This window comes from Scytonema sp. UIC 10036 (assembly GCF_009725235.1).
The window spans coordinates 1-12,675 of record NZ_WJFC01000068.1 but is presented as its reverse complement, the minus strand read 5'-3'; the positions used below and the strand labels follow the sequence as shown (position 1 = coordinate 12,675).

The window sequence follows — 12,675 nt, the reverse complement described above, 5'->3', positions numbered from 1 at the left end:
AAAACAAAAAACCCCCTGAAAAAGGGGGCTATGCGTAAGTCCTAATCCAAACTGTATTGGAGTGAGAATGTTACAACTTCGTACCGCACTCCGGACAGAAATTATTGTTAGGCTGGTTCTTTGCACCACAGTTGCTGCAATAAATTGGCTCAACTGATGCTTTTTGGGGTTGGCGGCGCAAGCCTACCATCTGGGCATTACTCTTACCTGGGGCTACCATTGGGTAACAGTTCTCGTCTCTGGTAACATAAGCATTGACGACAACTGGACCGTCATGTGCGAGCATTTCGGCAATAGCATCTTTCAACTCATCATGGTTTTGAATGACCATACCTTTAATGCCGTATGCTTTTGCCAAGAACTCGATATCTGGCATACCAACTTCCATATTGGAGCATGAGTAACGTTCTCCATAGAAAGCTTGCTGCCACTGGCGCACCATTCCCTGCCAACCGTTATTGATAATTAATGTCTTGACATTAATGCCATATTGTGCAAGCGTACCTAATTCTTGCAAGTTCATCTGGAAACTGGCATCACCACTAATACAGATGACTTGGCGATCTGGATAAGCAACTTGAGCACCCATTGCTGCAGGCACGCCAAAACCCATTGTTCCCAAACCAGAACTGGAAATCCAACGTCGCGGACCTGCTTTAAGGAATTGCGCTGCCCACATTTGATGTTGACCTACGTCTGTAGTGAAGATGGCGTCGGGTGCTTGGCGACCAACTTCTGCTATGACTTCTTGTGGTGAAATGCTATCGGAATAATGGGGTACTTCTAGAGGGTACTCTTCCTTCCAACGGTTAATCAGAGTCAACCACTCTTGGGTTTGGTTGGGTATATTCTCTTTGCACCGATGCAGCAAATCTTGCAATACTGTTTTGACATCACCAACAATGGGGACTTCGGGAACGCGATTCTTTCCGACTTCTGCGGGATCGATGTCAATGTGAATGACTTTTGCACGAGACGCAAATTCGTCTAACTTGCCCGTCACGCGATCGTCAAATCTTGCACCAACACAAATCAGCAGATCGCAATCACTGACAGCAAAGTTGGCATAAGCAGTACCGTGCATTCCCAACATTCCTAAAGAAAGGGGATGGTTTTCGTCAAACGCACCAAGCCCCATTAATGTTGTGGTGACGGGGATATTAAAGAACTCTGCTAGGCGTTTGATTTCCGAATATGCTCCTGAGGTAATCACACCACCACCTACATAGAGCAAGGGACGCCGACTTTCACGTATTAACTGAATTGCAGCACTAATTTGGCGGGGATTTCCTTTGACGGTGGGACGATATCCTGGTAATTTCACTGAACCTGATTCTACAGGTACATAGTCAAATTCCTCTAAGGCAACATCTTTGGGAACATCAATTAACACAGGTCCCGGACGACCAGTACTTGCTATGTGGAACGCTTCTGCAACAATGCGTGCCATATCGCGGGGATCGCGCACGACGTAGGAGTGTTTGACGATGGGTAGGGTAATACCGTAGATATCAGTTTCTTGGAATGCATCTGTACCGATCGCCGGTCTTGCTACCTGTCCCGTTACAATAATCATGGGGATAGAGTCCATGTAGGCAGTAGCAATGCCGGTGACTAAATTGGTTGCTCCAGGACCGGAAGTTCCGAAGCAGACTCCTACTTTGCCTGTTGCACGAGCATAACCATCAGCCGCATGTGCAGCTCCTTGTTCGTGTCTCACCAGAATGTGCTCGATCCCACGACCGTCAACTTCTGCTTTATACAAATCATCGTAAATCGGGAGAATAGCACCACCAGGATAACCAAAAATATGTTCCACGCCATGACGTTTCAGGCTGTCAAGCAGCGCGAAACCACCAGTTGCACGTTTGGGTGTTGCAACTGGCGATGTAGAAACCTTCGAGTTAATTTGATTTTCTATTTGCGGAAGAGAAATTGGGGAAAGCGAATCTCCTTGGGAGACACTTGGTGAACGCACAGCCAAACCTCACAGAGTAGCGAAGATAATGCTTGATTGTAGTATCTAAAGTTTCATTTTATCTGAAAATTTTCTCAGAGCGATCGCATATTTTCTAATTTAGCTAGCAAAATAGTCAAGAATTCTTTATATTTCCAAAATTTAGAGGGCATCTTGCAACACGCGACGGGTATTTTGCCAAGTCCAAATTCCAACAGCAGCAACTAAGAAACTCATGCCCAGAAGCGTCACTTGCAAGCCCAAACGATCTACTATCGGACCAGTAATCGCCAATGGTGCTGAAAGAGCAATGTTGACAGCGTGATTTTGGAAACCAAAGACTTTACCGTGCATTGCAGGTGGAGTATGTTGCTGGATCAGAGTTTGCATTGGCACTCCAATCAGAGCAGCACCTATACCTAACACAGCACAAAGCCCCAAAGCCAAAATCAAACTCTTGGTAAAAGTAAGCACTCCCAATACCATTGCCATCATCAAAAATCCTATGAGAGGCAACGGTTTCCTGTGCAATTTATGACACCAGTGTCCTAGAATTGCTGCACCCAGTACAATACCAACTCCTGCAGCTGCTAAGAAAAAGCCAAATTGTTTTTCTTGCAACCCAAAATCTGCTGCTAATCTAATCGCTAGAACTGTTAAAGCTGCAAACACGCAGTACAAACCAACCAGTTGTAGCATGGCATTTAATACCAAGCGGTTTGTTTTGAGATAGCGCAAGCCCAATTTAAAGTCAGCCCAGGGATGAATAAATTTTTCTTTTTCTTCTATTGGTTTGTAATCCTTAAGGTGAATTGGCTGCATCAATGCGCCAGATAACAAATACAATCCACAAACAATCAGTTCTTGACCGTACTCCGCTCCCAGAAAACTTTTAGCAAAACTTAACATTGGTTCTCCGATCGCAAAGCCAACAATCATAGCTCCCATCATTGTGCTGCTAAATAGAGCGTTGGCTGCCATCAAATTTTCGCTATGAACCAAAAGGGGAATAGCTGCTTGTTCTGCAGGCGCAAAAAACTGCGTCACCGTAGAGATGGCAAAGGTAATTATCAATAAAAGCAGGAACTCTCGCGGTAAAAAGGGAATCAACAATATCATGAGTCCCCGTAGAACGTCCGAGCCAATCAAAACCAACTTTTTTGGAAAGCGGTCAACAAATATACCACCAGCTGAACCAAACAAAATTGCTGGAATTGTAAACGCCACCATCAACGTAGAGTACATGGAGTTTTCTGGCAATCCTGAAGAGGGTTGGTAGTTCTTAAGCATAGCAACTAGTAAAACCAATAAAACTTTATCGGCTAATTGGGACAACACCTGTCCCATCCACAGCAGCATAAAACTACGGTTTTTTAACAGGGCGATAAATCCGGTATTGACAGCAGCAGGTTCAGTTGGAAACATCTGGGATGAGTGGAATAGTAACTGTGGGAATAGGGGAGTGGGATATTGGGGAACACTCCATCATTCCTCACTCCCGATTGGCAAATCTGTTTTCCGGACTAATTGTCTTCATAATGCTTGACAAGCAAGTGCAAAAACTCAGATGCACTCAAGTGTTCTATTGGAGATAGATCTCCACTATATGAGTCTACCCAATAACCTCGGACAATGTTAGGCGATCGCCACATTGCTAAATGGTCAACAGATGGGGCTGCATAAAAGTTAGTTTGCCCGCTACCAAGTAAAGAAGAACTCCAGTGAGTGAAGTAATCGTGACTCATACGATGGATGGGAAAGTCACCCCAGAGAGGAACACCCCATCCATCTATAGCAATAAAAGCTTTAACACGACCTCCGAATAATTGCCACATATAAGCAGCAATTATTGCTCCAACAACACCAGCACTAAAACTAATAAAGACCACTGGTGATTCTAGCTTACTCTTCAAATGTTCGCGTAAAAATTGGAATATATGAAATGCTGATAAAGTTGAATAATTGTTGGTAGGAAAAATAAGTATATTTACTTGTTTTCGCTCTGTTGCTTCGCGGGAAGCTTGCTCTAACCATGCCGATACAAAGCTCTGGGTTAAGTCTGGTGCATGGATTCCAGGACAAAGAATTATATTCATGAATGATGAATGATGAATGATGAATTATGAATGATGAATTATGAATGACGAATTATGAATGATGAATTATGAATGACGAATTATGAATGATGAATTATGGTATGAGCGTCTGTAGCCTGGTGATGAGAAATCACGGCTATATAGGCAAAACCCACCTACGTAGGTTTTAGACAAAAATTTTTAAACGATTGCACTTTGTAGCAACTCAATGGTTTATTTATCATAAGGACATCCAGTCTTAAACGCCCCCACTAACTATACATTAGGAGGCAATTATGTCCCACACACCTTTAAAAATGACTGTTGAGGAGTATCTAACCTATGATGATGGCACAGACAAGCGTTACGAACTTGATTCGGGAGTGTTGGTAGAAATGCCTCCTGGTACTGGTAATCACGAAGCAATCATCACCTTCGTGTTATTTCAGTTTATTTTGGAAAAACAACGACTGGGACTAACATTAGAACCGCGTTCCAATGGTGTAGAAGTTGCTTGCGGCACACAAATTAGGCGTCCTGATGTATTGGTCATGACTCAACAACAAGCTGTGTCCATTGAAAAGAAATCGGCGATTCTTAGAACTGCACCACCACTCATTGTTGAAGTCGTATCTCCCGAATCTGTTGAGCGCGACTATGCTATCAAAACATTAGAGTACGCTGCCTTTGGTGTTAATGAATATTGGATTGTCGATCCGTTAGAAAATAAAGTAACAGTCTGTTTGCTAGCTGGTTCAATTTATCATCAAACAGTATTTAGTGGCGAGCGAAGGATTGTATCGCAAACTTTTCCACAAATTAACCTGACTGCTCAGCAATTACTGATGCCGAAGTTTTAAGTGTAAAAGCTTCGCATCAAGTTTCAATACATACAATTGACATTAAAGCGAATATCTTAACATTTCTTATAAAAATGAAACATTTCGCACTTATCTTCAGTAAGCATCCTAAGGGAGAAGAGTTCGGGGGATGAGTAATTCATACTTCATCCTTCTGTAGATAGATAGGAGTATAACACCATAAGTATTACTAAAGGTAACTTTTTCATCCTGTGGGGGGGCATAGGATAGAATTTTACAAGTACAAAAAAGAACACTCTTGAAGTTGTATAGAGGAAGTTATTGTGGTTGCTACGCCCGAAAAACTACAAAAATCACACCAGGACGCATTAGGTCAACAACGTGTCGCCGTATTGCTTATGGGTTACGGCGAAGTTGAAAGTTATGAGGATTTCGCCAACTATAACGAACAGGCTTTAAACCTACTTACTGCAAAATTTGCACCAGTGCCAACTTGGGTTTATCCTCCCTTGGCAAAGCTTTTAGCATTATTTGACCGTCACGAGTGGGGACACCAGCATCATGATTTCATTTCCCCACACAACTCTATCTTTGAAAAACAACGGGCTGGTATTGAGAAAAACCTGCAAGCTAAGTGGGGAGAAGGGGTGAAAGTCTTCAAAGCTTTCAACTTCTGCGCCCCTTTTCTTCCCAAACAAGTCCTAGCAGAAATCAAAAACGAGGGTTTTGATAAAATACTTATCTATCCACTGCTAGTGGTTGATTCTATCTTCACCAGTGGTATTGCCATTGAGCAAGTTAACAATGCTTTAGCCAAGATGGCAGATGGTAAGGAACACTGGGTGAAAGGACAGCGTTATATCCCTTCTTTTTACAACGAGCCAGCTTACATCGATTTGATGGCTCATCTCGTTGAAGAAAAAATTAATGCCGATTTAATCAATGCTTATCTCCCTTCCCAAATCGGCATTATTCTGATGAATCACGGTTGTCCCCATAAAGCTAAAGGCTTTACCTCTGGCATCACTGAAAGTCAAGCACTTTATGATTTAGTGCGGGATAAGTTAATCAACCGCTACCCCCTCATCTCTGTTGGTTGGCTTAACCATGACACACCTTTAATTGAATGGACGCAGCCAAACGTCGAACAAGCTGCAAACAATTTGATTCAATTAGGTGCCAAAGCGATCGTATTTATGCCAATTGGCTTTGCAACGGAAAACCACGAAACTCTATTGGATGTACATCACATTATTCATGCTCTAGAGAAAAAGCATTCTGGTATCAATTACGTGCAAATGCCTTGCGTTAACGACGATCCAGCATTTTTGGCAATGGCAGCAGAATGGGCAAATGCTCACATTGCTGAGTTGCTGTCAGAAGAAGCGGTGACAGTGAATCCTCACTTAGCTGTAGGTCATCATCACCATCACCACCATTAAAACCGATGAGTGAGGAACAAAGATAAGCGCTCTTAACTTTTCACTCCTCACTCCTTATTCTGAAAAACATCTACCTCTCAGTTGCGCTTTTTCACGCTCAACTTCTTCCCAATGTAAAAACAGGTATAATTCAGGTAGCAATGTAAAAGGAACAATATATGCAACAACCGTTGAATATAGAACAAAACGTATTAGCAAAAATGCGTTCGCGAAGCGCAAGCCGTACCCGGCTTATTGCTGCCTGTAGAAAAACAGCAAGAGGTATTAAATTTTGTTGAATTTTTAGCACAAAAAAATCAAGTAGAGCGTCCACGCCGTTCTCTTAAAGGACTTTGGGCTGATTTAAATGTCAATATCACTTCAGAAGATATTGCTCAAGTGCGGCGTGAGATGTGGACAACGCTACAAAGGCAATTGATGAAGCATATACAGCTGGTGACTCAATTTATGTAGCTTCCATAACTTTGGTAGAAGTTATATATTTGGTGGAAAAATCTAAATTACCAGTCGTCGCCTTGGAAAGACTCAAAAGTATTCTTGAAAACGCAAATTCAGGGTTTGTAATTGTAACGCTAGACTTTGATATAGCCGTAACAATGAGCGAAATTAGCCGCAGTGTAGTTCCTGATATGCCGAGTACTAGTGGTTCATCGCATAAATTCTGATGAGTAGATACCCACTCTCGTTCCCAGCCTCTGGCACAGAATGCATTACTGTGGGATACTGCCTCGCACTCTGTGGTAGAGTACAGGAGGCAGAGCCTCCCGTGAGGCATTCCCAGGCTCCGCCTGGGAACGAGGTGAATCCCCAATCCCTAAATAATTTGACACAACCAAGATTCACTTTCAATTTGCTCGGCGATGGGGTGTTTTGTCGTCATTCCTGGTTTAGATGTATCATCATGCCATCCTTGCCAAGTCTGAGCAGCAAGTTTAGAAAACTCACCCCGCACCTGAAACCAGGTAGGATTATCTTCTCTACTCCACAAGCTACAAAGCAAATCTAGAACTTTCTCAGATGTGTGATTACTCATTTGATTGAATTTGTTTTTGCTTGATTCAATTAACCGATCTTCTTCCTTAAAAACTCTGCTAAGTCCCTCCCTAATGCTGAGGTTACCTAGCTTTTTCGAGCATCTTCCAATATTGGAAAGTGCATCGCACATTCGACGATTCAACCCCAAGTAGACAGCCCCCTTAAGTGCTTTCAAAAAATTCTCTAGAGCTTGAACAGGTTCATCTTGAATCAGGAGTAAATGTTCCCCTTTCAGCAAATAAATTTCTGAAAGCACTGCTTGGCAAAAATGAGGGCTGTGACCGGTTGTTAAATCAGCCTTAGCAAATTTCTCAGCAAAGCTTAACGCTTGTCTTGACAAATGGCTATCTCCGAGCCTAACCCAAACTCGCCCCGCTAAAGCTAGCCATCTAGCCATTCGTTGTGTTAAACCAATGCGTGATGCATAATGAGCGGCTCTGAGAAAATGTACTGCAGCTTCTTCAAGGAAATTACGATCGTTAGAAAGATAAAACTGTATTCGCGCAGCATTTCCATAAATTTCAGATAAGGCTTGATAAATATCTAATCCAGGGTCTTTGTAACAAGAGCCTGGTTTAATTGCCTTTCTAATTTGATTGTCCCATTCTTCTAATCCAAGCCACTTTTTCCTCTTACTTGATTCAAACAAATCTGGGTTATGTCCGCAAGAAAGTTCATATAAATAAATTTCTGATTGGATCAGGGCTTGAATGGGAACTAGCTGTTTCTTGATTTCCCAGTCTTCTTCAAGGGTTTCTTTAATTGTTTGAATGAGCAGTTTGGCATTACTGATATTCCCTTGGAAATTTGATAGCCTTAGCTCCAGTCGTTTTGCCAGGAAATAGCAACGATAGAAGTTGAGGCGATATGAAAAGTAAATTTTCTCTTTAGGAATTTTCTTCAATTCATCTCTAGCTGTATCAGCAATTCTCTTAATTTGTGTTGAGCGACATTCTTCATCAAGGAACTGAAAATTTTGAAAAGCCATCCTGACTTTGGTTAGTCTTTTCCTTAAATCGGAGAGAGTTTTACAGACTGAAGCATAAATTTCTAAATTGAGTTCTCTATTCCAACTTTGCTCTGCTAGCCATTGCTTTACAGCACAAACAATTGCTTGCAGCATAGTAATCATTGAGTCTCTATCGACCCAAATCCCTTGGTACTGTTGTTGAGTTCCTAAAACTACTGTTGTTTCAACTAAGGAATCAATACTGCTGTCTAAGGTTTTTGTTGATAGGGTAACGTTGGCTATTTCTTCAGTTAAGCCCATGTGTAAGCTACATGCACCAATAGCATTTTCCACTATCGTGTTGCTAGAGGTATACATCCATTCAAGAAATTCATAAGATTTGCCATCATGACTAAAGCTACAAGTGACCATTGCCATAATCACGGGATTGAGCGGATTGAGGGATTGTGCATCTGATTGTATTGTTGAGCACATACTAGGGGTCTTCAACTCGCACTCTGCCTGATGGCTGATTTGTAAAAATTTACAGTAAAGATCGTTATATTCCTTTTCCGAATCGATAGTTCGCGATAATGTTTTGAATTCCAACTTTTGAACTCTCATATGGAGATTTGTTGGATATTTAAGCATTTGCTCTTTAATAGTAATACTTAGGAAAAGCGCAATTGCTTCTTGCCGAGAAAAGTTTGTTTTTCCACCAGCTTTTAGTCTTTCCCACGTTCGCTGTAGTTTCTCAATAACCTCCAATCTCAGTTTTAAACCTAAGGTTGGATAGGATTTCCTCAAGTTTTCAATGAAATACCCAAGGGAATCGTTCTCCTGAGTGTCGGAAGAATTTAAAAAAAGCTTGTGACTTGCGATCGCTATCTTGTTGCTTGCGATTGCCAAAAACTCTTGAGATGTAGAGCGGAAATCTCCCAATTCCAATAACTCCAGCAATGCAGCTATTTGCGCTACTTGAAAAAATCTCTCTGAGGTAACTCGGATAATCTTTGTTTTCTCTGGTAAGAAACCAGCAGACTCCAGTAGTTCATCTGCTCCTGTGTCTCCCAATAACTTTCGCAGTTCGTCAGGATTTGATTCTATTTTTTCTTTTTCTGAAGTTTTTTCACTCTCCCTTTTTAATTTTCTTTTGGATGCTCTACGACTGCGAAGATTTTTGCACAGTTGGATCAAGCCTTCGCGATCGACAGGTAACCGTTCTTTTTCCTTATTAAGAAAATCGATGACCACCGGTCGGCTAACACCCATCCCTTCTGACAGCTCTACCTGCGTTGCTCCCATTTTCTCTAGGAAGAAGTGGAGCATCTCGCGCAGCGCTTCTTGGTCTCCAACACTTTCTCTGCCCATTTTCTTAATTTAGTGCACAATATAAATGTAAATCTAATTTACATTGTAAATCTTCCTGAGTGATATTCCGTGTTAATTTATACATAAACTCAAAAGTATATATAGTTTCAGCATTAACGTGTATATTGAGTTTACATTATTTATGATAAAACTTAAATTTTTGTATTTTATACTACACAATTTATTTGAATAATGATTCTAGTATTAACATGTATGGTCAAATTACACTATTTGGCTATTCTAGATCCCCGACTTCTTGAAAGGTCTTACCCCCACCTCGTTCCCAGGCTCTGGCTGGGAACGAGAGAGTACTTGTGGGAGGATCTCACTCCCCATTGACCAACTCTATCCTTAGTCCACTGAATAAAGCTTTAATTTTGGCGTGAGAGTGTTTCCAAACAATTGAATAAATATCTGCTAACAGCGCATTGATGGAAGAACCACGACAGATGCTGTTGGAGATTCGCATATCTGCTTTTTTGTCTCTAGCAACTAGCACAACAAATTAATGAATTGCTTGGAGGGCAAACGTGATTTCATTGAACCAAAATTTTCGGTATTTTGTCTATTTGGCTTTGCTTACTACTCTTTTAGGGATAATAGCAAAATTTGATGGTGCCATCACTGTACAAGTCGCACCTTGGAGCTTACAAGTCAAGGTACAAGGCGGTTCTTCTCCGTGTTCAAATGATTTGCCACCACCTGAAAGTCAAACCAATCTACTCAAACGAAAATTAGCTTGAGTTGTTTTTCATTCTCTAACACAGTAAGTCAGGGTCCGGAATGCATCTATTAATAGGTTTTCCTGAGTCCATCGTTACCTTCGTCAATTGTAGTCGGGGGTGCGTCTATCTCACAATTAATTCTCAAAAAGGGCAAAAATCATGACGAGCAATCTATTTAACTGGGCTTGTAAGGGTCTGAAATATTTTCTGTGGACTTTACTTGGTTTTGCGATCGTACATGTCATCTCCCAAATTTTTGGAGTTTCTACTGTTTCAATACTTCTATTCTCCATTTTCTTGCCATGGCTTTTCCGCATTGCAATCTTTATCTTCTGTTTGTTTGTAGTTGCCATAGTCCATGAGTCTTGTCGCTAATTCAGAATAGCGTTGTCAATATCGCAGGTGGTAACATCCCACCTAGTTTGGCGTTGCTGAATTTATTCATCACCCTTCTCCCTTCTCCTAAGGAAGAAGGGAATTTGTACTTTTAAGGAGAGATTCAGAGTGAAGAAAGCTTATCAACATCTCTAAAATCTGTTGACAATATGAGATGATTACTATAGTATTCAAAATATGATGTATAAATTAATTGATTTATTTGCTGGTGCGGGTGGATTAACTACGGGATTTCACTTCATCCTACACAAAATAGAACTATCACAATACGAGAGGCAGCAAGGTTGCATTCTTATCCAGATAACTTTTACTTTGTAGGGTCATATACCGATATGGCTTCTCAAATTGGTGAATCTGTTCCTCCGCTTTTGGCTAAAGCAATTGCTAGATGTTTGCTTCAGAATTGTTATCAAGCAAAGGGTTGTTGATTTGCGATTGTCAGGCAGCAAGCATAGTTTCTACGTATCGAGCGGGTATAAGACGAATTCGTTCAAGATTAATACGAATTGCGTTGGGAAGTATTGTTCTGGCTTTGAAAAGTTGTTTTTGATTTTTGTACCATACTAAATCTGTTTTGCCTGCAATACTTCCTTGTAAACCTGCTCCTTGTTTCCCAGAAATTTTATTGACCGTCCAAGCCCACGAAAAGGTAGTTGGATCGAGTGCTTCGAGTTCATATTCACAATAAACATATTCAGTACCTTGTATATTTTTTAAAAGTATACCTTCGTAACTGGCTTGTTAAAATCTTTTCGTTCCAATGTTGAATAATAGCTGCTCCTAATTCTTGTGGTGAAGAGAGTTCGGTAAGACCAGGAAAGCCAAGTTGATTAGCTTTTTTAATCACATCTGCCCTCTGAATTACAAAAAAAAACGTGTTTCCTGGTGTGAGATTATTAAGTTGAAGCGATTTCATTGACCAACCAGTTTGAGTCGTAATATCAACAGCATCATAAAGAAGTTTGCTACGTCCTAAAGCTGGATCGGAAAGAGGAATATCTTTGACATAATGAAAAATTGCTTCCCAAGCATAATCTTCTATCGAGCCAATAACCGGAGATGCTACAGTAGCAATTATGGCTTTCCTTAATCTTTCTATTTCATTGTCTGTCAACACTTAAAGATTCCTCTACGGCTCGCAAAAATTCGCTCATTGTTGTATTTAGAGCATTAGTGATATGCTTTAGAACCCTGACAATGATTTCGATGCGGTCTGTTAAGATAATTGTGTAAAAAACTGCTGTTGCTGGATTGGCATTATCCACCACTTTGTCAATCTGCGTCGGCTGGACGGTAATGCAAGCACATCATATGATTGTCATGTTCAGTAGTGCAACAGCACAAAGCTGCCGCAATGAATGCAACTATCTAAAAGTCTTGAAAAATTCAGCTTGTAAACGGTATTAGACCTAGTGTTGCAACCAAACTGGAAAACGTCATACGTTTTACGCTTGCTCTGGTCGTTTTGCGCTTACATTGCTATTATAGCTTTATAGCTCCAATAGCGCTATAGCTCCAAAGTTGTTCTCTTATAGCTCTGTATCTCCAAAATAAGCGTACATTATATATGTACACTGGAGCGATAGAGCTATATAAAAGATATATGCCGAGGAGCGCCAACGACCACGTATTTGTTCGAGCGAGAGTACCAAAAGACATTCATTTAAGATTTAAAATTGCTTGCTTAAAGGCTGGCAGTGACATGGATTCTGTTTTAAATCAACTGATTATTAAATGGCTTCAAGAAAACGAGGAGGACAAATGACCAATGCAGGACAACCACCAAGCATTGAGGAACGACTCAGCCGCCTAGAAACTCTGTTTGCTAACGTTGGCGAAACAGTACTGGGACATGATGCCACTATCGATGTACTGGTAGCAAATATCCAGCAACTAACTGAAAA

At 41.0% G+C, this 12,675-nt stretch carries 15 protein-coding genes; 7 read left to right on the top strand and 8 right to left on the bottom strand.

What is annotated here, in order from left to right; genetic code table 11:
- Nucleotides 1–70: 70 nt before the first annotated feature.
- The 3 genes from ilvB to F7734_RS28190 form a co-directional block, all read right to left on the bottom strand.
- A complete protein-coding gene (gene ilvB, locus F7734_RS28200; RefSeq protein ID WP_166482207.1) occupies nucleotides 71–1,978 on the bottom strand; it encodes a biosynthetic-type acetolactate synthase large subunit in 1,908 nt (635 codons plus the stop codon).
- A 141-nt stretch (nucleotides 1,979–2,119) separates the two neighbouring features.
- Complete coding sequence (locus F7734_RS28195) at nucleotides 2,120–3,382, bottom strand: MFS transporter (RefSeq protein ID WP_155747908.1); 1,263 nt, start codon at nucleotides 3,380–3,382, stop codon at nucleotides 2,120–2,122.
- A 98-nt stretch (nucleotides 3,383–3,480) separates the two neighbouring features.
- Nucleotides 3,481–4,053 (bottom strand): hypothetical protein, encoded by a 573-nt coding sequence (locus tag F7734_RS28190; protein ID WP_155747907.1) that lies wholly within the window; start codon nucleotides 4,051–4,053, stop codon nucleotides 3,481–3,483.
- A gap of 275 nt (nucleotides 4,054–4,328) precedes the next feature.
- Here F7734_RS28190 and F7734_RS28185 point away from each other — a divergent pair, with 275 nt between their 5' ends.
- From F7734_RS28185 to F7734_RS28170, 4 genes are all read left to right on the top strand, one after another.
- Nucleotides 4,329–4,892, top strand: coding sequence for a Uma2 family endonuclease (locus F7734_RS28185; protein ID WP_155747906.1), 564 nt, complete (start codon nucleotides 4,329–4,331; stop codon nucleotides 4,890–4,892).
- A gap of 284 nt (nucleotides 4,893–5,176) precedes the next feature.
- Nucleotides 5,177–6,295, top strand: a complete 1,119-nt coding sequence (locus F7734_RS28180) for a ferrochelatase (protein WP_166482206.1) — start codon at nucleotides 5,177–5,179, stop codon at nucleotides 6,293–6,295.
- Between the two features lie 234 nt (nucleotides 6,296–6,529).
- Nucleotides 6,530–6,748 (top strand): DUF2281 domain-containing protein, encoded by a 219-nt coding sequence (locus tag F7734_RS28175; RefSeq protein WP_155747905.1) that lies wholly within the window; start codon nucleotides 6,530–6,532, stop codon nucleotides 6,746–6,748.
- Nucleotides 6,688–6,960 (top strand): PIN domain-containing protein, encoded by a 273-nt coding sequence (locus F7734_RS28170; protein WP_155747904.1) that lies wholly within the window; start codon nucleotides 6,688–6,690, stop codon nucleotides 6,958–6,960. The genes F7734_RS28175 and F7734_RS28170 overlap by 61 nt, the downstream gene beginning before the upstream one ends.
- Before the next feature lie 149 nt (nucleotides 6,961–7,109).
- Here the strand turns inward: F7734_RS28170 and F7734_RS28165 are convergent, their stop codons facing one another.
- Both F7734_RS28165 and F7734_RS28160 read right to left on the bottom strand, forming a co-directional pair.
- On the bottom strand, nucleotides 7,110–9,650 hold the full coding sequence (locus tag F7734_RS28165) for a hypothetical protein (protein ID WP_155747903.1): 2,541 nt from the start codon (nucleotides 9,648–9,650) through the stop codon (nucleotides 7,110–7,112).
- Nucleotides 9,651–9,975: 325 nt separating this feature from the next.
- A complete protein-coding gene (locus F7734_RS28160) occupies nucleotides 9,976–10,149 on the bottom strand; it encodes a hypothetical protein (RefSeq protein ID WP_155747902.1) in 174 nt (57 codons plus the stop codon).
- 31 nt (nucleotides 10,150–10,180) lie between these two features.
- On the opposite strand from F7734_RS28160, the gene F7734_RS28155 reads away from it, so the two are divergent.
- On the top strand, nucleotides 10,181–10,393 hold the full coding sequence (locus F7734_RS28155) for a hypothetical protein (RefSeq protein WP_155747901.1): 213 nt from the start codon (nucleotides 10,181–10,183) through the stop codon (nucleotides 10,391–10,393).
- Between the two features lie 116 nt (nucleotides 10,394–10,509).
- On the opposite strand, the gene F7734_RS62255 is transcribed toward F7734_RS28155, so the two are convergent.
- Nucleotides 10,510–10,728, bottom strand: coding sequence for a hypothetical protein (locus F7734_RS62255; protein ID WP_155747900.1), 219 nt, complete (start codon nucleotides 10,726–10,728; stop codon nucleotides 10,510–10,512).
- 220 nt (nucleotides 10,729–10,948) lie between these two features.
- Here F7734_RS62255 and F7734_RS63970 point away from each other — a divergent pair, with 220 nt between their 5' ends.
- Together F7734_RS63970 and F7734_RS28145 are read left to right on the top strand one after the other, a co-directional pair.
- Nucleotides 10,949–11,089 (top strand): hypothetical protein, encoded by a 141-nt coding sequence (locus F7734_RS63970; RefSeq protein ID WP_243147140.1) that lies wholly within the window; start codon nucleotides 10,949–10,951, stop codon nucleotides 11,087–11,089.
- Entirely contained in the window at nucleotides 11,056–11,199 is a 144-nt protein-coding gene (locus F7734_RS28145) for a DNA cytosine methyltransferase (protein WP_243147134.1), read from the top strand. Before F7734_RS63970 ends, F7734_RS28145 begins: the two co-directional genes overlap by 34 nt.
- Nucleotides 11,200–11,465: 266 nt before the next feature.
- Here the strand turns inward: F7734_RS28145 and F7734_RS63965 are convergent, their stop codons facing one another.
- A complete protein-coding gene (locus F7734_RS63965; RefSeq protein WP_243147133.1) occupies nucleotides 11,466–11,888 on the bottom strand; it encodes a hypothetical protein in 423 nt (140 codons plus the stop codon).
- Entirely contained in the window at nucleotides 11,872–12,036 is a 165-nt protein-coding gene (locus F7734_RS63960) for a hypothetical protein (RefSeq protein ID WP_243147132.1), read from the bottom strand. Before F7734_RS63960 ends, F7734_RS63965 begins: the two co-directional genes overlap by 17 nt.
- Nucleotides 12,037–12,675 lie beyond the last annotated feature (639 nt).